Here is a 19,729-nt window from a genome sequence, read left to right as displayed (position 1 = left end):
TCATGGGACTTATCATGCGTGCCCACAGTCAGATCTCAGGCACTTCTCAGATGCCCGGAGCACAGTGGGAGCCATGACCGAACACACCCCGGAATTCGGTGACAAGCCGGAAGAGCCGAAGCCGAGCGGAGATGGCCTCGGTGCGGGCGACACCCCTCCATCCGGGGTGTCGTCCCAGCAGCAGAGCGCTCATCCCGGCCCGTCGCAGCAGCCGACCCAGCCCGCCCAGCCGCAGGGCCAGCCCGTCGGGCAGTACGGGACCCAGCAGTACCCGTACGGCATGCACCAGCAGCCGCAGCAGACCCAGCAGTACGCGCAGCCCTGGCCCGGGTACGCCTCCGGCCAGGCGACGCAGCAGAAGAAGTCCGGCCGCGGCCTGGTGACCGGCGTGGCCGCGCTCGCGCTGGTGTGCGGCCTGGTCGGAGGCGGTGTCGGCGGGTTCGTCGGGTACCAGCTCGGCGGTGACAGCAGCACCGGTGCCAGCGCGCTCGACGAGTCCAAGCCCGCCCGCAGCGCCAGCACCGCTCCGCAGGGGTCCGTCCAGCAGGTCGCGCAGAAGGTCCTGCCGAGCGTCGTGCAGATCCAGATCTCCAGCGCGCAGGGCTCCGGCGAGGGATCGGGCATCGTGCTCAGCAGCGACGGCCTCATCCTCACCAACAACCACGTCGCCGAGGGCGCCCAGAGCGGGCGGTTGACCGCGCTGTTCCACGACAACCGCACCGCGCCGGTGCGCGTCGTGGGCACCGACCCGAAGTCCGACCTGGCCGTGGTCAAGGCCGACATCACCGGGCTGACCCCGGCCGAGCTCGGCCGCAGTGATGATCTGGCCGTCGGATCGCAGGTCGTGGCCATCGGTTCGCCCTTCGGCCTGTCCGGCACGGTGACCAGCGGAATCATCAGCGCCAAGGACCGCCCGGTGCGCGCGGGCGGCGAGTCGGGCAGCCAGGACACGGTGCTCAACGCGCTGCAGACCGACGCCGCGATCAACCCCGGCAACTCCGGTGGCCCGCTGGTCGACATGGACGGCCGCGTCGTCGGCATCAACTCCGCGATCTACAGCCCCGGCACCGGCCAGGAGCAGGCCGGCTCGGTGGGACTGGGCTTCGCGATCCCGATCGACCAGGCCCGCCGCATCGCCAACGAGCTCAAGGAGACCGGCTCCGCCACCCAGACCACGCTCGGCGTGACGATCACCAACGCCGGCCAGCCCGGCGCGCAGGTCCGCGACGTCATCCCGAACGGGCCCGCCCAGGCGGCCGGGATGAAGCCGGGCGATGTGATCACCAAGATCGACGACCGGGCCATCCTCGACGCGGACGCCCTGGTCGCGGCGGTCCGCTCGCACAACCCCGGTGACCACGTCCGGTTCACCATCGGCGGCCCCGGCGGGGAGCGCACGGTCGACGTGACGCTCACCGGCCAGAAGGGCTGACCCCTGATCGCGTCGGCCGAGTTCCCGCGGCCTATGCCCCCTTCCTGCGCCGCGGGACCGGCCGACGTGTCCAAAGCCCGTCTGACGAGCTCGTTCTGACCTCAGCCGCCGGCGGCGTCAGTGGTGGGGTGGTAGTGAAGATCGATCGACACCTGGGGAGGACCATGTCCGACAAAACGACCACCGTGACCGGCATCGCGCCGAAATTGGTGGAGCTCACCGACTCCTATGAACTGACCGAACCCGACCTTGGCACTACGGTTACCGGCATGGAACGCAGCGCGCAGCGGCTGGGGCGGGCTCTCGTGGTCGTGGTGGACGACCGGGTCGCCCAAGGAGAGCAGGAAGACAACATCGGTCCGCTGGTGACCGAGTTGCTGGAAGAAGCCGGATTCATCGTCGACGGAACCGTCGCGGTGGCCGGGGAGACGGTGGACATCCGCAACGCGCTGAACACCGCGGTGATCGGCGGCGTCGACGTGGTGATCACGGTCGGCGGCACCGGGGTCTCGCCCCGGGACGTCACTCCGGACGCCACCGCCGGGGTGCTGGACCGGCCGATCCCGGGCATCGCCGAGGCGCTCCGGGCCTCCGGACTGGCCGCGGGTGCGGTCGACGCCGGGGTGTCGCGCGGTCTCGTCGGTGTGTCGGGCAGCACGCTGGTGGTGAACCTGTCCGGTTCGCGGGCCTCGGTCCGCGACGGCATGGCGACCCTGACGCCGCTGGTGGCCCACGTGATCGAGCAGCTCTCGGGGCTCGACACCCCCTGAGCTCGGAACGAGGAAAGCGGTGGCGGTTCCCGCGCGGGAACCCCCCCCCCTTTCCTCTGCAGAGCTGATCAGCCGGGTTTCGAGCCGCCGGTGGGGTCGTCCGGGCCCTTGTCCTGCGAACCGTTCGAGCCGGGTCCGGGGCCGGGGTCGTCCTTGGCGGAATCCCCGTTCGAGGAGTCCCGCTTGAGCACGCCCTCCACCTTGCCGCTCACCGACTCGATGCGGTCGTGGTACTTGCCGCCGGTGGCCTTGTCCAGGCTCGACTTGGCGGCATCGAGCCCCTTGGCGGCGCTGGGGCCCGCCTTCTCGGCGAACTCCTCCGCCTTGCCCTTGGCTTGGCCGGCCAGTTCCTTGGCCTTGTCGAGGAAACTCATCGCAGCCTCCCTGCGTCGCTGTCTCCCGCGACGGCGAGACACGTACTCACTGTAACCGATTTCACACTCGGTGATACCGGTCCGTGCGCGCACCGCTGCGATCGAGGCAGGATGGACAGGTGACCAGCGAATCGCCCCAGGCGAAGCCCGAACGCGAGAAGCGCCGCAGGCTCGCCGAGATCTTCGGAGACGTGCTGCCGGAGACGACCTCCGACGACCGCCCCGAGCCGACCTCGGCGAACACCCGCGAGAGCTGGTACCGCGAGAACCGGCCGCCGCACCACGACGCCCGCTAGGGCGTCAGTTGCGCGAAGCGGCGTTGCCGTTGCCGGTGCCCGTGGTGGCCTGCTCCTCGGTGGCGAGTCCCTCGATGCGCGGCAGGCCCTGCTCGGCGCGCAGCAGGTTGCGGATCTCCATCAGCAGCTCCACGTCGGTGGGCTCGGACTGGCCCTCTTCCTTGCCCTTCTTGCGGCGCTCGGAAATCTTGTTCATCGGAACGACGAACAGGAAGTAAACGACCGCCGCCGTGATGAGGAACGTGATCACGGCGTTGATCACCGCGGCGAAGTCGATGGTCGAGGCCTTGTTGCCCGCGACGATCTCGATGCTCAGACCGGTGACGTTCCCGCCGCCGGTGGCCGCGATCAGCGGCTTGATGATGCTGGTGGTGAACGCCGTGACCAGGGCGGTGAAAGCGCTACCGACGACAACCGCGACGGCGAGGTCGATGATGTTGCCGCGCATCAGGAAGTCCTTGAATCCCTTGAGCACGTTGAAACTCCTCTCGAAGAATGCGAGTCCGGATTTCCCGGATCGATGATCGCGCCGCATTCGCCGCGGATCGGCGCGGGCGCGGGCACTGGAGGGCAGCGTAACGGTAACCGAATGGGGGAAAGCAATTGCTCACCGTTGAGCCGTTCAGGTGGCGGCTGTGGCGATGTCCACAACGGAGTGCTGGCTGATCGCCAGAGCCAGGGCGAGCAGCAGCAGGACCGCGGCCGTGATCCGGCGCAGCCACAGCACGCCTCGCCTGCTCGGCAGCAGGTGGCGGAGCCGGTCGAGCGGTGTGGGGTCGAGCCGGGAGTCTGCGGGCATGTCGCCCCCTCGTGCCTTCGGGAGAGATCGGACGCGTTCGAAGTTAAGGACGTGCCCGGTGGCGAGGAAGGGGGAAGCGCGAATCTGTGGATGGATTCGGCACCTGGGGACAACCCGCATCACCCGGAAGAATTAACAAGTGTGATTGTTGATCATGAAATGCCGACGGAAATCGGACTTTTCGTGCGCATGACAAAACCGCCGGCCACATTCGAGTGACCGGCGGTTGAATTGTGCGGAATCAGGAAGCCGCGGCGGTGGTGCTGCTCGACGACGAGCTCGAAGCCGACGTGCCCGACGAACCCGACGAGGAGGAGCTCGACGACGAACCGGAGTCCGAGGAGCTCGACGACGAACCGCTCGTGCTCGACGAGGACGAGGACGACCGGTTGTCGGTACGGTAGAAGCCGCTGCCCTTGAACACGATGCCGACGGCGTTGAACAGCTTGCGGAGTCGGCCGTTGCACTGCGGGCACTCGGTGAGGGAGTCCTCGCTGAACGACTGCACCTGCTCGAAGCGATGGTCACATTCGGTGCAGGCGTACTGATATGTGGGCACGGCCGCGAACCTCCGAAATCTGGGCTTGGCACTCAAACTACGGGAGTGCTAACCCGATAATGCTAGACAACGGGTGTCCAGTGCAAACAGCGCTACGTCACACCGGCAGCTCCACGACCCCGCGCGCAGGCGTGATGACGCTGGTCATCCGCACGTCGTGGTCCTCGCCGGGCAGCGAGGGGACGAACTCGGAATCGCGCACCACGCCCAGCAGCTCCGCCGCCGGGTCGCGCAGCACCAGCGACCGGTCGTAGTACCCGGCGCCGCGCCCGAGCCGGACGCCCTGGTGATCGATGCCCAGCGCGGGGACCAAGATCACCTCGGCCTGGCCGATCGCCGCGGCGCCCAGCCGCTCGCCCGCGGGTTCCAGCAGTCCGAACGCGGCCGGTCGCAGCGAGTCCGGGCCCGTGTACTCGGCCCACTCCAGCGGCTGCCGCTTGCCCGCCACGATCGGCAGCAGCACGCGCAGGCCGGCCTCGTGCAGCACCGACGGGACATCCGTTCCCGGCTCCGGGCCGACGGGCACGTAGGCGGCCACCGCGGTCAGCTCGCGTTGGGCCAACCAGCCCAGCAGGTTCGACAGAAGTGCCTGGTCGTCGGCTTTCCTGGCTGGTTCGTCCAGCTCGTCGCGTTGGAGCAGGAGTCGGCTCCGCCATTCCGCTTTCGACGTACGAAATTCATCCAGTGAGCTCACGGGTTCACTGTAGGTTTGACCGATAAGCTGCGGCGTCATGAGCAGCCCGACGAGCACGCCGACCGCGTTCCGGACCGCCATCGTGCCGGCGGCAGGACTGGGGACCAGGTTCCTGCCCACCACGAAAGCGGTGCCCAAGGAGTTGCTCCCGGTCGTGGACACCCCCGGGATCGAGCTGGTGGCGGCCGAGGCTGCCGAGGCCGGTGCGCAGCGCCTGATCATCGTCACGTCGCCCGACAAGGGCGCGGTCGCCGACTACTTCCAACCCAGCCCCGAGCTGGAGCAGACCCTCAAGGCCCGCGGCAAGGACGACCTGCTGGCCAAGGTGCACCGGGCCTCGGAGCTGATCGAGGCCGAGACCGCGCTGCAGGAGAAGGCCCTCGGCCTCGGACACGCCGTGGGGTGCGCCGAATCCGCCCTCGCCGACGACGATGACGCGGTCGCCGTGCTGCTGCCCGACGACCTGGTGCTGCCGACCGGGGTGCTGAAGCGGATGGCCGAGGTCCGCGCCCGCTACGGCGGCAGCGTGCTGTGCGCCTTCGACGTCCCCCGGGACAAGATCTCCGCCTACGGCGTCTTCGACGTCGCCGACACCGACTCCGACGACGTCAAGATCGTCAACGGCATGGTCGAGAAACCCGCCCCGGGCGACGCGCCGTCGACGCTGGCCGCCGCGGGCCGATACCTGCTGGACCGGGCCATCTTCGACGCGCTGCGCCGCATCGAGCCCGGCGCCGGTGGCGAACTTCAGCTCACCGATGCCGTAGCGTTGCTGATCTCCGAGGGACACCCGGTTCACGTCGTGGTCCATCACGGTGGGCGACACGACTTGGGAAATCCTGGCGGTTTCCTGAAAGCTGCGGTGGACTTCGCGCTAGCGGATCCCGAGTACGGGCCGGACCTGCGGGACTGGCTCGCCGACCGGATCGACAGAAGCTGATGCCGAGCGCCGGGTAGGCCGACCCCGGCACCGGTGAGGAGCGGGGAAGAGGCGACAGCCATGAGGTCAGTGGACGAGCAGCTGGCGCGCGTGCTCACGGCCGCCGTCCGGCCCGCCCCAGTTCGGGTGGCGATCTCGGAGGCGCAGGGGCTGCTGTGCGCCGAAGAGGTCGTGGCCGAACGGGCGCTGCCCGGATTCGACCAGGCCGCGGTCGACGGCTACGCGGTGCGCAGCGTCGACGTGCAGACGGCCGCCGAGGAGTCGATCGTGCTCCCGGTGGTCGGGGAGATCCCGGCCGGTTCGCGGCAGCCGCGCAGGCTGCAGCCCGGACAGGCCGTGCGGGTCGCCACCGGCGCCCCGCTGCCGACGCTCGCCGACGCCGTCGTCCCGCTGGGCTACACCGACGAGCACCCCGCCAAGATCACCGTGCAGCAGCCGGTCCCGTCGGCGGCGTTCGTCCGCCGCACCGGCGAGGACGTGCAGACCGGCGACGTCGCCGTGCGGCGCGGGGCGCCCATCGGCTCCGCGCAGGTCGGGCTGCTGGCCGCGGTGGGCCGCGACAAGGTGCTGGTGCACCCGCGTCCCCGCGTCTCGATCATCTCCCTGGGTGACGAGCTCGTCGACGTCGACCGCACGCCCGGCCAGGGCCAGGTCTACGACGTCAACTCCTACGCCCTCGCCGCCGCGGCGCGCGACGCCGGAGCCGAGGTCACCCGCGTCGGCATCGCCAGCAACGACCCGCGCCGGTTGCGCGAGGTCGTCGAAGGACGGCTGCTGCTGTCGGAGATCGTGGTGATCGCGGGCGGCGTCGGAGGCACCGCAGGGGGCGACGTGCGCTCGGCGCTGGCCGACCTCGGATCGCTCGATGACGACCGGGTCGCGATGCAGCCCGGCTCGGTGCAGAGCTTCGGCCGGCTCGGCCCTGACGAGATCCCGACGTTCGTGCTGCCCGGCAACCCGGTCAGCGCGCTGGTGGTCTTCGAGGTGCTGGTCCGGCCGCTGATCCGCTCGGCGCTGGGCAAGGAGAACCCGAACCGCCGCAGCGTCTCCGCCGAACTGCTCTCGCCGATCACGGCGACCAAGGGCCGTCGCGGATTCCTGCGCGGGCAGCTGCTGCGCGACCCCAAGAACGGCTCCTACCTGGTGCAGCCGCTGGGCACCTCCGGTTCGCACCTGCTGGCGTCGCTGGCCGAGGCGAACTGCTTGATCGTCGTGGAAGAGGACATCACGGAGGTCGCGGCGGGCGAGGACGTGCAGGTGCGGTTCCTCTCGCAGCGTTCGTGAGCGCGGATGCAGCCCACCGACTCTGATGGGTTCCCGATCGGGCGCCACCCCGGCTGGCCCGCGCGACTCGGTCCGCTGCGGACCGCCCGCGGCACCGTGGCCCTGCGCCCGCTCCGGCTCCGCGACGCCGGGCTGTGGAGCCGAACCCGTCTGCAGGACCGCGACTACCTGCAGAAGTGGGAGCCGACCGCCCTCGGCGGCTGGCGGGAGCGCAACTCGCCCTCGGCCTGGCCCGCCCAGTGGGCGGCGCTGCGCGGCATGGCCCGCCGAGGCCAGGCGCTGCCGTTCGCGATCGTCGTCGACGGCGAGTTCGCAGGTCAGCTGACCATCGGCAACGTCGTTCGCGGTGCGCTGCGCTCGGCGTGGGTCGGGTACTGGGTGGCCAGCAGGCTCGCCGGTGGGGGAGTGGCCCCGGCAGCCGTGGCGCTGGCCGTCGACCACTGCTTCGGCTCCGTCGGGCTGCACCGGCTGGAGGCCACGGTCCGCCCGGAGAACGACCGCAGCATCCGCGTGCTGGAGAAGTCCGGGTTCCGCCGAGAAGGGCTGTTCCAGCGGTACCTCGACGTCGCCGGTGCCTGGCGGGACCACTACGTCTACGCCCTGACCACCGAGGAAATCCCCGACGGAGCCGTCGCCCGCTTGATCCGCTCCGGCGGCGCCACCCGCTGCTGACTTCTGAGATCGAACGCACACCGTTACCACTGATCTGCGGCAACGCGCCCGAGGTTGGGCCGGATGGTCGTTCGAACGAGCGCATTCGGCGGTGCGGAAGGCGACACGCCGGTGTCGATGTTGCTCGCGACTGCTCTGTTCGTGCGGTTCTGTAGTCGGAGGCACAAGTGTTGCGCGGCGTGGCTGCGAGACACGAGTGACTGATGTGACTAGCGTGGCGATCGCAGATTTGTGCACTGCCGGTGGCCAGGGGAGGTGGCGAGGAATGCCGAGCTCATTGATCTTCGCTGCGCTGGCGGCGGCCTGGTTGGTCGTCCTGGTGCCCATGTTCGCCCGCCGCCGGCAAGAAGTGTCCAAGACCACCGATTCCGCGCTCGCCGCCCGAGTCGTGCGACGCGGCAGTGATCGGCGACCGGCGAGGTCGGAAGCCGCGACAACCGACAGGGTGGAGGTCGGGATGCCTGAACCCGGGCTGGACGTGGACGAGCAGGACGTGGACGAGACCTTCGAGGAGCACGACGAGGACTGGCGCCCCGTCAACAGCGAGGACGTCCGCGCCGGGCGCCGCTACCGTCCTGGCCGGGGCGGCTACGACCCCGAAGCCGCGGCGCTGGTCGCCCGCGCCAAGTACGCGCGCAGGCAGCGCATCGTCCTCACGATGCTGCTGCTCGCGGTGACCACCGGGCTGCTGGCCGCGCTGCTGTGGCCGGTCCTGTGGTGGGGGCACGCCCTCGTCGACCTGTCGCTGGTCGGCTACCTCACCTACCTGCGCAGGCAGGTCCGCATCGAAGAGGACATCCGGGCCCGCCGCCTCGCGCGCATCAACGGCGAGCGCGACGACGTCGAGCTCGAAGAGGACGAGGTCGACTACGACGAGCGCGACGACTACCGCCGCGACGACCTCGACGACGACTACGACTACGCCGGTGACCCGGAGTTCGACGAGCTCGACGAGTTCGTGGAGGACTACGAGGACGAGGTCGTCGACGACCGCAGGCCGGAGCCCGTCTCCGCCCAGGACCGCAACGCCGACATCCGTCCCGTCGTCCCCGGCGTCCGCGTCGAGATCGACGACGAGGACCCGGTCTTCGACGAGCTCGACGAGCGCACCTGGGAGCCCTACCGGAGGGCAGCCGGCGAGTGATCCTCGCGAAGAGGGGGGTGCCGCACGAGCCCGATGCGGGACTTGCTAAGCTTCCTTCACAACAAAGCCGGAGGGCTTGAACCTCTGGTGAGGGGCTGTAGCGCAGTTGGTAGCGCGTCTCGTTCGCATCGAGAAGGTCAGGGGTTCGATTCCCCTCAGCTCCACCCTAGGGGTCTTACTAGAACACGGCACCGAAACAACGCCACGTAGTAGGACCTGAAGACCGTTGGTAGCCACGGGGCCGCCTCCCTTTTGGGAGGCGGCCCTTTTGGCATTTCGGGGTCGGGTGTCGGTTCGTGGCTCCGGCACGGTCACGTCGGTGGTCTGCCAGTCGCTCTGGACGGCGTGCAGATGTGCGAAGGGCTCTCGGAGGCTGTGGTCGGCGATCTGGTCGTCATCGACGTAGATGCTGTGGAAGATCGCTTGGTTGAGCATGCGGCGTTGCTGTTCGTCGCAGCGGCGGTAGAGCTCTTGGGGGTTCTCCAGCAAGGTGAGCGCGGCTTCGATGAGCCGGGCGCTGTCGGAGAGGTTCTCGGTCGTGGTGGTGAGGCGTTCGCCGAGGCGTCGTCGCTGGCGGGCGATCTCGCGGAGCTTGGTCTTGATCTTGTCCTGCCCGATGGTGGAGTCGGCCGCCAGTTCGATGAGGTTCTCTTCGCGGGTGTCCAGCGCCTGCAACTCGGTGGTGAGTTGTTTGTGGAGCAGTCGCTCGGACGCTTCTTGCTCGTCGATGGTGCGGGCGACTTCGGCGCGGACGGTGGCGACGAACTTGGCGCTGAAGCGGATCGTGGCGTAGTGGTTTTCCACGGCGTCTTCGATAAGGGCGACGTTGATGTGCGGTGCTTCACAGCTGCCGTTCTGCTTGTTGCGGCAGAAGAAGTAGGTGTATTCGCTGCCTCGGGAGTTGACGGTGTGCTGGACGATCAGCCGCTGGGTGATGCCCGCTCGTTTGCAGCGTCCGCAGAACAACGAGCCCTTGAGGTAGTGGGGGTGCTCGCGGCGGCGTTCTCCTGCCGTGGAGCGGGACTCGAGGAGATCCTGGACGCGATCGAACAGGTCCTCGTCGATGAGTGGCTCGTGCCGGCCTTGGACCTCCTCGCCATCGACCTCTACGTATCCGAGGTAGTAGCGGTCTCGCAGCATCATGGAGAGCTTGTTGATCGAGACTTGCTTGGCGGGATGGCGACCGGTGGGCCGGGTGCGCAGGCCGCGATCGTAGAGCTCGTCGGACAGGTCTTCCAACGAGTAGTCACCGGTGACGTAGAGCTCGAAAGCAAGCTGGACAAAGGGCGCGCGTTCGGGGTCGACGGCGATGGTGCGGATTTCGCGGCCGTCGAACCGGTCTCGGACGTTGAGGTAGCCCAGCGGCGCGCGGCCGATCGTGCCGCCATTCTTGGCTTTCTGCTTCATCTTGTACGCGATGTCCGCGCCGGACTCCCGCGACTGATACTCGTTGAAGGTGGCCAGGATGCCGTGCATGAGCTGACCGACCGGCGAGTCGTCGATGGACTCGGTGGCCGACACGAGGGTGACCCCGCGCTTACGGAGATCGGCCATGACGATGGCGTCGTCGAGCCGGTTCCGCGCCATCCGGGACAGCTTGTAGACGATGATGTAGTCGACGTCGCCCGCGTTGCGAACTCGCGTGAGCATCCGCTGGAACTCGACTCGCTTCGACATCTCGGTCGCTGTGCGACCAGGCTCGACGTATTCATCAATGATCGTCAAGCCGAGTTGCTCGGCTTTGCGCTGGCATTTGACGCGCTGGGCGGGTATCGAGATACCTTCGGGGTCGTAGTCGTTCTTGACCTGGCCAGCCGATGACACCCGCAGATAGATCACTGCCCGGCTTCCCGGCTCCACCGCTTCGGCGACCGTCGATAGGACGGCAGGGAGAGCGTCATCCCCGAGCAGTTCGTCGACGAGATCGTCGTATGCACTGGTCATCGCGCGCTCGTCTCGGTCGCCGAGTGCTCGGGCTCGATGAACACGTCAACGAGGTGCAGGCCGAGCTCTTCGATAAGGCGTTGGCACGCCGCGCGCTGCGCGTCCAGGGAGGCAGCCGTGGCCGGGGCGTCTGATGCCATACGCCGGTAGGTGACGACCCGAAGCTTCGGCTCCGCTGCGGTCGAGGCCGCCGATAGCGTTGCGGAGAAAACACCTTTGCACCAGTTTCCGGAAGGTTCTGCGTTCGCGCCCGTCATCCCACGCTCTTCTCGTCTATTTCGGAATGGAGATCGCCACAAAATGGCTGCCGCTCGAAAGTCGGCGTCTCCTTTTTCAATTCAAATATTACCTCGATGTGCCGTGATTCTTTACGCCGCTTCCGAATGGTCGATTTGCTGCTCTTCCGATGCAACGTTTGATTCTTGCGTACCGAACGAGTCGTTTTCGGGCGCGTCTTCGTCTTGCCTTGCTGTTGTTGCGAGACTCACGATGACTTTTGCGAGCTTGCGAATGTCAGGCGGATCGTGACGAATGCCTCGGATCGCAACGCCCCCAGAATTGGCGGGATGGCGTTTTCTCTGCCTTCTCTTTCTCTGCGGAGTCATAGGTCACCCGACCCGGAACGGGAGGCCACGTCGTCGGCCGGGCGCACTCGTTGTCCGCTGGACCGCTGGGGGCTCCGGACGGGGCCATCTCCGGTCGGCAGCGACCGCGTAGGCGAGCCCTCGGCTCGTGGTGACGAGTGGTCAGCCCGGAGCCTGTGGGCCGGGGCTGGCCGGACCGCCACGAACGCCTGCTGGACTGGCGGAACGGGGTAGCCCTCCCGCCGGAGTTCATCGTCGACTTCCCGCTGCAGTGCGGTGATGGCTTCGATCGTCAACCCGTCCGGGTAGTGGTTCGTGGCCATCACGCGGCCCGCCGTTGGTCGGGCGGCAGCGCATTCGCGGAGAAGTCGTTGGCCCCGGCCGAGGCGGGGACACCCCACCAGCGCCGGTCGGCGGCGGCGAACTCCTCGGCGGTCACCAGCGGCGGGTGCACCCACACCTCCGACCAGACCCAGTCAGCTTGCGGAGTCGGCTTTCCGTGGTGGGTGCGCCCCCAGACCTGGCGGCCGAGGTACTTCGGGTTACGCAGGATCGCCCGCACAATCGCCACCGTCCACACGCCTGGCTCGCCTGTCTCGGGGTCCAACGGCGCGGGGTAGCGGGACGCGGCGAGTCGGCGACGGATCTCCGTGGTGGACAAGCGATCCTCGCCCCTCCACACGAAAATCATCCGCACCGTGGACGCTTCGACCGGTTCGATCTGCAGCCGAGTGCGCCAGCGCGCTCGTCGGCCCGCCGGAGTGACCCGGACCCGCCGAGCGCGATAGCCATAAGGCACGTCTCCGGTGTTGAAACCGGCGCGAACCAATTCCTCGGACACGGTGCGGGCCGCAACAAGGTTCGCGGCGTGGTAGTCGCGCAGGACGTGCTGCCGCACGCGCCACGACGGCGTGACCTCACCGGTGTCCGGCTCCGTCGCCGACCCGAACAGCCGGACGCCCATCGCTGTGAGGCGCTGCCCGAAAGTCTGGCGGCCGGCGGTCGCAGCCCAACGCGGAATGCGGTCGCCGGACTCATCCTGCGCGGTGGTGTTCGAAGGCATGGCGGTTCTCCAATTCCGTGAAGGGCTATGAGGCGCGCGAGTTCTGCGTGCGAGCGGCCGTCCGGCCTCCGGCCTGGCGCGGACGCGGCGAGCCAGGGCGGGTGCGTCCGGTTCTCTGGCCGCCTGCTCGCGGTCCCTTGCCGCGCGCGGAAGTCGGCCCGCGGTCGGACTGATGGCCGGGTTCTTCGGCGCGCAAGGAGGTCAGAAGCCTGGTGTGCCAAGCCAGCGCGAAGCGCAGGCAGTTGGATTCGCTGCGGTGGCTGGGCGTGCAGCCGGGCACATACCTGCCCCGGAAACTCCAGGCCGCCGAGTCACTGCTGGAGATCGCGTCGGCATAGCGCCCCAGCCCGAGCACCTTCGCTCCGAAAGCGTGCAAGCGGTACCCGCGAGCCGACAGCGACCGCATGATCTGCTCGACTTCAGCGGTGTGCTGGCGTCGGCACACACTGCCCACCCCGACCAGCGGCAGTGCGGCGAGATCGACGCCGTGTCGTTCGTAGAAGTCCGCGCACCGGTTGTAGTCCGCAATGGACTGGCCTTGCAGTACGGGGATGATCGGCAACTCGGGGGCGAGATCACGCAGCCGCAGGTAGTTCGCGACCGTGCGGTGCTGATGGACGCGCACCGTCGCACCGGTGCGTGCCAAGACATGAGCCTCCGTCATGTGGTCCATTGGCGCGGCCCACGCGAGGTTGCTGATCTCGGTGGCGTAGCGGCGAAGCGCCGCGACGTAGCCGCGTTCGTCGATGCGCCACCTGCCGTGCATCGACAACTCCGTGAAGCCTCCGGAGTCGCACGCCCACGGCGCGCTCGCGCGCGGAAGGCTGCGCCGATCGGCCAGCCTGCGGTGGGAGACCAACAGTGGGACACCGAGATCGCGGGCGAGCCAGGACGGCTGATGGGTCCCAAGGAAGAACCTCATCGTGACACCGCCCGCCGAGCGGTATTCGCGAGCAGCAACACCGCAACGGTGAGCGCGGTCGCGACCGCCTTGCCGAGGATCTGACCGGGCACTGCGGCGAAGGACCCGAACGCCAGCGGCACGAACAGCACGCTGTCGCTCACCAGCCCGACGACGTTCGAGCCGACGACCGCGCCCAGCCGCGACCGGCCCCGAATCCGGCCGTAGATGACCGAGTCGACGCACTCGGACACGGCGAACGCGACAACGCTCGCGACGGCGATCTGCGGTGAGGCCAACGACCAGGACAGCCACGCCCCCACCACGATCGCGGCGAGAACGCCCGACGTGCCCAGGGTCTCGTGCAGCAGGTCTCGCAGCGTCAGCGTCACCCCGGCCCACAGCGTGCCGGCGGGCACGATCAGCGAGCTGACGAGCAGAGCCGACCAGTGCGTGGAAGGCCCAGTTCGCCATCACCACCGAGCCGACGTAGGCGGCCGACACCGCCAGACCCGCCCAGACGAGCCCGTGCCCCGCCGTCGCGGGCGAGCGCGGCAGCCCGGTCATGCCGCACGCTCCACAGTGACCGGTGCGCCGGACCGGCACGACCACGGCGAGCAGCCGTCGGGATCGTCCTCCTCCACCGCCTTGGTGGAGACCAGCCGCAGGTGCCGCTTTCCGAGAGCGGGCGGGTCGAGGTCGACTTCGCCGAGTGGTCGACAAGACCGGTGCAAGAAGTACTGCCCGCGCAATTGCTGACCTTGAGTCGTGGCGTGCGGGTAGCCGTCGCGGATGGCTTTGTCGAACTCGACCGCCTCGGCCCAGCCGTCGGGGTCGTTGTCGCGCAGCCAGCGCCAGCCCGCGTTGCCGTGGAATGGGCAAGTTATTGCGAATATCCGGTAACGATGTGCCCGCCTGCTGTGCTGTCGCGCGAGGGTGACGCTGGTTGGGAGTCGATTGGTTCGACCGGGCCGCTGCTGCCGAGACAAGGCGGGCAATGATCCTTGCCTCTGCTCCAGCGACACGAGACTTCGCAGAACGAGGCCCGTTTCCCGCTCTCGGTGGTGCAGGATGACGGTATGGACGGGCGTGGATATCTGGAGAAGCTGATTGCCGACAGTCTGGGAGCGGGCAAGGGACAGCCGGCACTCGGCAGGCAAAATAGCTTCAACCGGTTTGAGATCCGTGGGGTGGCGATCGGGCTGGTGGCCGCGGGGGCACTCCGTCAGGAGGAGGCCGAGCAGATCCTCGCCGACCTGGAGGTGACCCTGCAGCGTTCCGGTTGGCTCACGGTCGTGCGACAGGAGACGTCGGCCACGAGCAGCGGCGAGGCTGTGGCCAGGCGAGTGGGCATTGAGCGACCCGAGTGGCGGCGGGCAATCGAAGATCCGCCCACTCCCGTACTGCGCCACATTGTTCCGTTGGTGGGACGCAGCCTCACGATCGGGGAGGTAACGGCGAATCTGGTGAGCCTGGAGGTGTGGTCGACCTTCCTCGCGCTGAATCTCGCGCATGTCGACATCGATGCGCGTCGGATGCGAGAACGGTTCGGACCAGGTGTGCGCTGGCGCGGGTGGGATGATGTCGGAACCCAGTATCGAGGCGGAGGCGGGGGTGGATCGGGGTCGCACGTCTTGTTTGTCGAGAGGTGCACGCTTGAACCAGGCCCACCGGAACAAGCACGCGCTCTCACCCTGGTCGTTGAACATCCCGGCGGGCAGACCACTGTCCCAATCCCGTTGCCCGCTGGCCAGCAGGAGTCCGGCACAGACTCGTCTGGCTGATCCCCAACCTTCAGCCAACCCTGACCAAGGATTGTGCCCATCATGCCCTCTGTAAATCTGGACATCGGCGACGCGGCCGAGCTCGTCGAGCTGTTTCAGTTCGTCCACGACTGGCTTGCCACCGAGGCCGATCACGTCGACGAGTCGCTGAGCAGCTTCGTCGGCAACCGCGCCTACGACACCCGCCAGCTGCGCAACGATCTCAACCGGTTCACGCTTCTGCTCGGTGGCAGTGACGGCGAGGTGTTGTTCGGGCCTGGATCCGAGTAGTGGTGGGGTGTTCATGGTCGTCCTCCGGTGAGGCTGTCCTGAACGGTGGTGAGCGCGACGAACGCGCGATCTGTGCCGAGTTGCTCCGGTGTAGGCCCGGCGGGGGTGGGGACTTTGGCGAGGCGTTCGGCCAGCGTGGCGAGGGCGTCGCGGTCGCCTTCGAGGGCGGCGCGTTCGTCGTCGGTGAGGGTGAGGCGTTCGAGCATCTGGTCGACGCCGTCTTTGACTTCGAGCAAGCGCCCGGCGCTGGATTCCTTGGGCAGGTAGAACGGGCAGCGGGCGCAAGCGAGCCGGTGCGGGCATTTGGCGAAGAAGTCGTAGGTGCAGTACCCGTCCCCGAGGTCGTAGTACTTCCACGGCTGCTCACCATCGGTCGCGCCGCCGGACAGGATGGTCTCCCGGTCGATGAGCACCTGGATGGTGCGCACGTTGCGGGCGAAGTAGTCGGCCTTGCGGTAGGCGGCGGTGAGTCGGCGTTGCAGGATCGCAGCGTAGTGCCGGGTGCTGGAGAAGTGCTTGTGCCCCAACCATTCCTTCAGGTCCGCAATGGACAGTGGCTCAAGTGCGTTGAGTAGTTGGGTGGCGATGGTGGACCGGGCGCGGTGGCTGGTCAGCGCTCCTCGGGAGTCGGATTCGGGGATACCGGCCTTGCGGCAGAGCGCGGGCAGCACGGTGTCGTTGAGGTAGGCCCGGCCGATCTGCTCGCCGCGGACGCAGAACAGGAACTCGCGGTGCTCACCGGTCTTGCGGTCCACGATCTTGGGTTGCGACGGCCGGACGTGCTTCCACGCATCGATGAGCTGGCCGACGATCGGGTCGACCGGCTTGGAGAACGGCCGCGAGGTCTTGTTCTGCGGCACTCGCAGCAGGCAGATCGGGAAGGTCTCCCCGGTCTTGTCGTCGCGGCCCTCGTCCCGGTCGATGCAGTCGACGTCCAGTCGGCGGATCTCGTCGATGCGGCACCCGGCGAACAGCCACACGCCGACCAGGGCGCGGACCATCTCGATCGGGTAGTACAACCGCCGGCCATCGGCGGTGGCCTTGGCCCGCGGGGTGCCGTATTCGTTGAGGTCCTCGCTGTTGAGCGTGAGCCCGGCGGCCATCAGCTTGGCCCAGGAGACCTCGTCGATGATCCGTGGATTCGGGCCGATCTGGGCGCGCACCGACAGCGGTCCGGCCAGGGCCTTGCGCGGGTCGAACCTGGGTTTGATCCACTCCCACTCGATCAAGTCGGAGAAGAACCCGCGCAGGCTGTCGATGCGCTGCACCTTGCCCACGGCGGTCAGCGGCTGGCCGCGCTTGGTGGTGTTGCGGTTGTGCCCGGCCCATTGCCCGTGGACCGCGTGCAGGGTGTCGGCGACGTACTCGGCGGCGATATCGCGGGTCCACAGCTGCGGTTCGAGCGCCTCGGGGTGTTTCTCGGCCGCCCAGCGTCCGGCGATGAGGATCACCGAGAACATCCCGCGGATCGTGCCCGGCTCATGAGTGGACAGGTCTCGCCAGCGCTGCGCCCAGGCCAGCCAGCTCGGTGGCACCGTGGCCAGGGTGTCCGGCCGCGGTCCGCGCTGAGTGTCGTTACCGTGCAGCGCCGTGGCGATGATGCCCTTGTGCGCGAGCACCCGCGAAATCTTGATCAGCCCGCGCCGCCGCGCACCTGCCGGATACCGCTCGGCCAGTTCGCGGATCCGCTGCTCGGTGATGTCCTGCAGGCGCGGCGTGCCGGTCACCAGCAGCAGGTCGCTCAACGCCGCCGGGATCTGGCCGACCACGGTGTGCTGGGACGCGTCCCACGAGCGCAACGTGTCGATCACCTCGGCCAACACCACCTGGAACGCGTCGCGGCCGAACACCAGGTCGGCAACCCTCGATTCCTGAACCTGCACATGGTGGTGCAAGCTGCGGTGCAGGCCCAGCAGGTGCGCCACGGCGATCACCGGCGCGCGCTGCGCGCGGTCGCTGGAGACTCCGGCCTGCTCGGCGAGGTCGATCCAGGTCGCCTCATCCCAGCGCCAGTACGGCCGCTGTTCCTTGTGCACCCGGCCCAGTACGCTGTTGCAGACGCGGGCGGCGTTCTTCTCGCCCCAGTGACCGGTCACCTCGTTGATCGGCTCCAGCAGCCTCCGCAGCACCAGCCTGCGCGCCTGGCTCGACCGAGGGCAGGGCTGGTCGTAGGTCTTGGCGAGCGCCTCCCGCTCGGTGACGGTCAGCTCGCCGTTCCGCGCGGTCACCATGCCTCCACCAGAGCGGCGAGACGGCGCTCGCGGTCAGCCTGCAACGAGCGGGTGGCCTTGTGCAGCTTGGCGGCCAGTTCCCGACCGGACAGATGGATGTACTTCAGCGTCGTGGACAGGTCACGGTGACCGGCGTACTGGGCGATCTCGTCGATGCTCCACCCCGCGCGAGCCAGGTCGGTCAGCCGCAGGTGCCGGAAGGTGTGGGTGGACAGCTGCGGAACCTCGGCCCGTTTCGCGACGCCGGTAACGATCTTCGACCAGCTCGATCGGCCCAGCGGTTCGCCGCGGTTGCGGCGGGACTCGCTGAGGAACAGGCCGCTGTCGACTCGGCCGAACAGCTCGCCGCGCTGGCGCAGGTAGGCCACCAGCAGCTGCGCGGAGGTGGTGCCGAAGGACACCTCGCGGGCGCGTTTGGACTTGGTCGTCTCCGCCCGCAGGTGAATCAACGACCAGGCCGGTTCCAGGTCCCCCGGCTCCAGCGACACCAGCTCCTCGCGGCGCAGCGCGCCGTCGTAGGCGAAGGTCACCATCAGCCGGTTGCGCACCGGCTCGTGCTCACACGCCCGCAGGATGCGGTCCCAGGCATGGTCGTTCGGGATCCACGGCGCCTTCTCCACCCGCCGTACCAAGCCCTGCCTCGCCTGACCTCCTCGGCGGCTGGACTGTCCACGCCGGACCGGGTTGCGTTCCCGGATCCCTTCCTCGACAAGGAAATCGTAGAACGACCGGACACCAATGATCCGTACCTGGATGGTCGAGTTCGCCAGCCCGACGCCGCCGTTCCGGTTCGGCCGCTGATGCATGTCACCGATCCACGCCGCGACGACATCCGGCCGCGCCGCTTCCGGGCTGGTGCCGATCGTCAAGCAGAACGCGAGATGGTCATCCACCGCGCGTCCGTAGGCGTCCACCGTGTTCCAGGCTCGCCCGATGTTCGCTGTGAACTGCAACCATCGACGGCCTTCAGGATGCTGGTCTACCAGGGGATAGCGCTCCCACTGCACTGTGATCATGAACTGGCAACCTAGCCAGCTCAGATTCCACATAAGGCACCCGACGCAGGCGCTTTTCACCGTCTCGCCGAACCCGCGCTCGGCGAGATAGTCGGCGCACCGCGTGCGGTCCCAGCCGAGGTCGATCAGCGGGAAGACGTTGCGCAGGTAGCGCACGCCCGAGTCCTTCGCGCGGGTGAACTCGTCGGTGCTGATGCCGATGGCCTGCTCGACGTACACCCCGCGCGGCACCCGTCGTGGATGCGGGTAGCCGAGCAGTTCGCGTGCCGTCTTCTTCAGCGGCGAAATTTTGTACTCGCTAGTACATTGCCTACGCGCCAAGCCACGGCTGCCGTCGGGGTTGAGGACATGCAGTGGCATCGACACGAACCGGTGGGCCGGGTCGAGCGCGTCGTCGCGGATGTTGCCCGCCGACACCGTGCGCACCGGAATGCCGAACTTCGCCGCGTGCGCACGGAGCCGGGCGAGGTTCGCGTACACCGCGCGTGGTTCCCAGCCGGTGTCAGCAAACAGCGCGACATCGAAGCGCGGGATCACGCCCTCGCAGGCCAGCAGCAGGACGGCGCTGCTCTGGACTCCGGCGCCGAGCGAGAGGCATCGCAAGACCGGACCGGCGTCGTGAACGGAGGCTGGATTGGTCATGCCGCGTTCGCCTCCTCCGCATATCCGGAGGGCTCGGTGGAACCGGCGCCGAGGAGCGCGGCGAGGTCGGCGAGCAGCAACCCGACGGCATACGTGGCCTGCTGCGGAACGACGCCGTTGCCCAACGCACGAAGTTGCGCGGTGCGCGGCAGCGGGAGTCCCGTTACCCAGCCCGGCTCGAGCCCTTGGAGCCATTCGACGAAGGCCGGGGCCAGCACGGGGCGCCCATGGACGCCCGGTTGCGTGGGGAACGGTGCGGGTCGCCCGAGCACCTGTTCCCAGCGCCGCACGGCCGGCGCGTAGTCGCCCCAGTCCACCTCGGGATGCACC

General features: G+C 68.3%; 23 protein-coding genes, 1 tRNA gene and 1 pseudogene. 11 read left to right on the top strand and 14 right to left on the bottom strand.

What is annotated here, in order from left to right; translation table 11 throughout:
- Positions 1-73 precede the first annotated feature (73 nt).
- Both KBO27_RS18190 and KBO27_RS18185 read left to right on the top strand, forming a co-directional pair.
- Entirely contained in the window at positions 74-1,432 is a 1,359-nt protein-coding gene (locus tag KBO27_RS18190; protein ID WP_210971117.1) for a S1C family serine protease, read from the top strand.
- 269 nt (positions 1,433-1,701) lie between these two features.
- On the top strand, positions 1,702-2,202 hold the full coding sequence (locus KBO27_RS18185; RefSeq protein ID WP_132619691.1) for a MogA/MoaB family molybdenum cofactor biosynthesis protein: 501 nt from the start codon (positions 1,702-1,704) through the stop codon (positions 2,200-2,202).
- A gap of 68 nt (positions 2,203-2,270) precedes the next feature.
- Here the strand turns inward: KBO27_RS18185 and KBO27_RS18180 are convergent, their stop codons facing one another.
- Positions 2,271-2,576, bottom strand: a complete 306-nt coding sequence (locus tag KBO27_RS18180) for an antitoxin (RefSeq protein WP_210971116.1) — start codon at positions 2,574-2,576, stop codon at positions 2,271-2,273.
- Positions 2,577-2,695: 119 nt separating this feature from the next.
- Between KBO27_RS18180 and KBO27_RS18175 the strand changes: the two genes are divergently transcribed.
- Positions 2,696-2,872, top strand: a complete 177-nt coding sequence (locus KBO27_RS18175; protein ID WP_210971115.1) for a hypothetical protein — start codon at positions 2,696-2,698, stop codon at positions 2,870-2,872.
- 4 nt (positions 2,873-2,876) lie between these two features.
- Here KBO27_RS18175 and mscL read toward each other — a convergent pair whose 3' ends face one another.
- The gene (mscL, locus tag KBO27_RS18170) at positions 2,877-3,347 is read right to left on the bottom strand and encodes a large conductance mechanosensitive channel protein MscL (protein ID WP_132681175.1); all 471 of its coding nucleotides are present in this window, start codon (positions 3,345-3,347) and stop codon (positions 2,877-2,879) included.
- Positions 3,348-3,494: 147 nt separating this feature from the next.
- The gene (locus KBO27_RS18165) at positions 3,495-3,671 is read right to left on the bottom strand and encodes a hypothetical protein (protein ID WP_210971114.1); all 177 of its coding nucleotides are present in this window, start codon (positions 3,669-3,671) and stop codon (positions 3,495-3,497) included.
- Between the two features lie 51 nt (positions 3,672-3,722).
- Here KBO27_RS18165 and KBO27_RS18160 point away from each other — a divergent pair, with 51 nt between their 5' ends.
- A complete protein-coding gene (locus KBO27_RS18160; RefSeq protein WP_210971113.1) occupies positions 3,723-3,890 on the top strand; it encodes a hypothetical protein in 168 nt (55 codons plus the stop codon).
- Between the two features lie 22 nt (positions 3,891-3,912).
- Here the strand turns inward: KBO27_RS18160 and KBO27_RS18155 are convergent, their stop codons facing one another.
- Positions 3,913-4,230 carry an FmdB family zinc ribbon protein gene (locus KBO27_RS18155; RefSeq protein ID WP_210971112.1) on the bottom strand — a complete coding sequence of 106 codons (318 nt, stop codon included), beginning with the start codon at positions 4,228-4,230 and terminating at the stop codon, positions 3,913-3,915.
- 97 nt (positions 4,231-4,327) lie between these two features.
- Positions 4,328-4,924: a 5-formyltetrahydrofolate cyclo-ligase gene (locus KBO27_RS18150; protein ID WP_307870473.1), complete on the bottom strand. Its 597-nt coding sequence runs from the start codon at positions 4,922-4,924 to the stop codon at positions 4,328-4,330.
- A gap of 37 nt (positions 4,925-4,961) precedes the next feature.
- Here KBO27_RS18150 and KBO27_RS18145 point away from each other — a divergent pair, with 37 nt between their 5' ends.
- From KBO27_RS18145 to KBO27_RS18125, 5 genes are all read left to right on the top strand, one after another.
- Positions 4,962-5,864, top strand: coding sequence for a UTP--glucose-1-phosphate uridylyltransferase (locus tag KBO27_RS18145; protein WP_210971110.1), 903 nt, complete (start codon positions 4,962-4,964; stop codon positions 5,862-5,864).
- A 60-nt stretch (positions 5,865-5,924) separates the two neighbouring features.
- Positions 5,925-7,148 carry a molybdotransferase-like divisome protein Glp gene (gene glp / locus KBO27_RS18140; RefSeq protein WP_132673828.1) on the top strand — a complete coding sequence of 408 codons (1,224 nt, stop codon included), beginning with the start codon at positions 5,925-5,927 and terminating at the stop codon, positions 7,146-7,148.
- 6 nt (positions 7,149-7,154) lie between these two features.
- A complete protein-coding gene (locus KBO27_RS18135) occupies positions 7,155-7,820 on the top strand; it encodes a GNAT family N-acetyltransferase (protein ID WP_210971109.1) in 666 nt (221 codons plus the stop codon).
- 265 nt (positions 7,821-8,085) lie between these two features.
- Positions 8,086-8,964: a SepX/GlpR family protein gene (locus KBO27_RS18130; protein WP_210971108.1), complete on the top strand. Its 879-nt coding sequence runs from the start codon at positions 8,086-8,088 to the stop codon at positions 8,962-8,964.
- A gap of 91 nt (positions 8,965-9,055) precedes the next feature.
- Positions 9,056-9,128: transfer RNA gene (locus tag KBO27_RS18125), tRNA-Ala, on the top strand.
- A gap of 685 nt (positions 9,129-9,813) precedes the next feature.
- Here the strand turns inward: KBO27_RS18125 and KBO27_RS33765 are convergent.
- From KBO27_RS33765 to KBO27_RS18095, 6 genes and pseudogenes are all read right to left on the bottom strand, one after another.
- Positions 9,814-10,908: pseudogene (locus KBO27_RS33765) on the bottom strand (recombinase family protein); the annotation flags it as partial.
- Positions 10,905-11,048, bottom strand: a complete 144-nt coding sequence (locus tag KBO27_RS18115; RefSeq protein WP_210971107.1) for a hypothetical protein — start codon at positions 11,046-11,048, stop codon at positions 10,905-10,907. The pseudogene KBO27_RS33765 and the gene KBO27_RS18115, both read right to left, overlap by 4 nt.
- A 766-nt stretch (positions 11,049-11,814) precedes the next feature.
- Positions 11,815-12,555, bottom strand: a complete 741-nt coding sequence (locus tag KBO27_RS18110) for a recombinase family protein (protein WP_113694567.1) — start codon at positions 12,553-12,555, stop codon at positions 11,815-11,817.
- Positions 12,556-12,580: 25 nt separating this feature from the next.
- Positions 12,581-13,477, bottom strand: a complete 897-nt coding sequence (locus KBO27_RS18105) for a deazapurine DNA modification protein DpdA family protein (RefSeq protein WP_113643329.1) — start codon at positions 13,475-13,477, stop codon at positions 12,581-12,583.
- A complete protein-coding gene (locus tag KBO27_RS33760) occupies positions 13,474-13,875 on the bottom strand; it encodes a VUT family protein (RefSeq protein ID WP_307870471.1) in 402 nt (133 codons plus the stop codon). The genes KBO27_RS18105 and KBO27_RS33760 overlap by 4 nt, the downstream gene beginning before the upstream one ends.
- Before the next feature lie 144 nt (positions 13,876-14,019).
- Positions 14,020-14,445: a hypothetical protein gene (locus tag KBO27_RS18095; RefSeq protein ID WP_210971106.1), complete on the bottom strand. Its 426-nt coding sequence runs from the start codon at positions 14,443-14,445 to the stop codon at positions 14,020-14,022.
- 15 nt (positions 14,446-14,460) lie between these two features.
- Between KBO27_RS18095 and KBO27_RS18090 the strand changes: the two genes are divergently transcribed.
- Together KBO27_RS18090 and KBO27_RS18085 are read left to right on the top strand one after the other, a co-directional pair.
- Positions 14,461-15,240, top strand: a complete 780-nt coding sequence (locus KBO27_RS18090) for a hypothetical protein (protein ID WP_210971105.1) — start codon at positions 14,461-14,463, stop codon at positions 15,238-15,240.
- 42 nt (positions 15,241-15,282) lie between these two features.
- Positions 15,283-15,510, top strand: coding sequence for a hypothetical protein (locus KBO27_RS18085; protein WP_113694564.1), 228 nt, complete (start codon positions 15,283-15,285; stop codon positions 15,508-15,510).
- Between the two features lie 11 nt (positions 15,511-15,521).
- Here the strand turns inward: KBO27_RS18085 and KBO27_RS18080 are convergent, their stop codons facing one another.
- The 3 genes from KBO27_RS18080 to KBO27_RS18070 are packed head-to-tail and all read right to left on the bottom strand — an operon-like array spanning position 15,522 to position 19,689.
- Positions 15,522-17,741, bottom strand: coding sequence for a tyrosine-type recombinase/integrase (locus tag KBO27_RS18080; RefSeq protein WP_210971104.1), 2,220 nt, complete (start codon positions 17,739-17,741; stop codon positions 15,522-15,524).
- Entirely contained in the window at positions 17,735-19,399 is a 1,665-nt protein-coding gene (locus KBO27_RS33755) for a tyrosine-type recombinase/integrase (protein WP_246537504.1), read from the bottom strand. The genes KBO27_RS18080 and KBO27_RS33755 overlap by 7 nt, the downstream gene beginning before the upstream one ends.
- The gene (locus KBO27_RS18070) at positions 19,396-19,689 is read right to left on the bottom strand and encodes a hypothetical protein (protein WP_210971103.1); all 294 of its coding nucleotides are present in this window, start codon (positions 19,687-19,689) and stop codon (positions 19,396-19,398) included. The genes KBO27_RS33755 and KBO27_RS18070 overlap by 4 nt, the downstream gene beginning before the upstream one ends.
- Between the last annotated feature and the right edge of the window lie 40 nt (positions 19,690-19,729).

The sequence above is a fragment of the Saccharopolyspora endophytica genome (assembly GCF_018070075.1).
In the GTDB taxonomy this organism is placed as follows: Bacteria; Actinomycetota; Actinomycetes; order Mycobacteriales; family Pseudonocardiaceae; genus Saccharopolyspora; species Saccharopolyspora endophytica.
The sequence above is the reverse complement of the archived record's forward strand: the minus strand, read 5'-3'. Positions and strand labels throughout refer to the sequence as shown.

Bases quoted from the DNA above. Each gene is read 5' to 3' on its own strand.
- KBO27_RS18110 (WP_113694567.1), bottom strand. From the start codon at position 12,555: ATGCCTTCGAACACCACCGCGCAGGATGAGTCCGGCGACCGCATTCCG.
- KBO27_RS33755 (WP_246537504.1), bottom strand. From the start codon at position 19,399: ATGACCAATCCAGCCTCCGTTCACGACGCCGGTCCGGTCTTGCGATGC.
- glp (WP_132673828.1), top strand. From the start codon at position 5,925: ATGAGGTCAGTGGACGAGCAGCTGGCGCGCGTGCTCACGGCCGCCGTC.
- KBO27_RS18190 (WP_210971117.1), top strand. From the start codon at position 74: ATGACCGAACACACCCCGGAATTCGGTGACAAGCCGGAAGAGCCGAAG.
- KBO27_RS18165 (WP_210971114.1), bottom strand. From the start codon at position 3,671: ATGCCCGCAGACTCCCGGCTCGACCCCACACCGCTCGACCGGCTCCGC.
- KBO27_RS18085 (WP_113694564.1), top strand. From the start codon at position 15,283: ATGCCCTCTGTAAATCTGGACATCGGCGACGCGGCCGAGCTCGTCGAG.
- KBO27_RS18105 (WP_113643329.1), bottom strand. From the start codon at position 13,477: ATGAGGTTCTTCCTTGGGACCCATCAGCCGTCCTGGCTCGCCCGCGAT.
- KBO27_RS18185 (WP_132619691.1), top strand. From the start codon at position 1,702: ATGGAACGCAGCGCGCAGCGGCTGGGGCGGGCTCTCGTGGTCGTGGTG.
- KBO27_RS18135 (WP_210971109.1), top strand. From the start codon at position 7,155: ATGCAGCCCACCGACTCTGATGGGTTCCCGATCGGGCGCCACCCCGGC.
- KBO27_RS18145 (WP_210971110.1), top strand. From the start codon at position 4,962: ATGAGCAGCCCGACGAGCACGCCGACCGCGTTCCGGACCGCCATCGTG.
- KBO27_RS18080 (WP_210971104.1), bottom strand. From the start codon at position 17,741: ATGGTGACCGCGCGGAACGGCGAGCTGACCGTCACCGAGCGGGAGGCG.
- KBO27_RS18180 (WP_210971116.1), bottom strand. From the start codon at position 2,576: ATGAGTTTCCTCGACAAGGCCAAGGAACTGGCCGGCCAAGCCAAGGGC.
- KBO27_RS18130 (WP_210971108.1), top strand. From the start codon at position 8,086: ATGCCGAGCTCATTGATCTTCGCTGCGCTGGCGGCGGCCTGGTTGGTC.
- KBO27_RS18115 (WP_210971107.1), bottom strand. From the start codon at position 11,048: ATGGCATCAGACGCCCCGGCCACGGCTGCCTCCCTGGACGCGCAGCGC.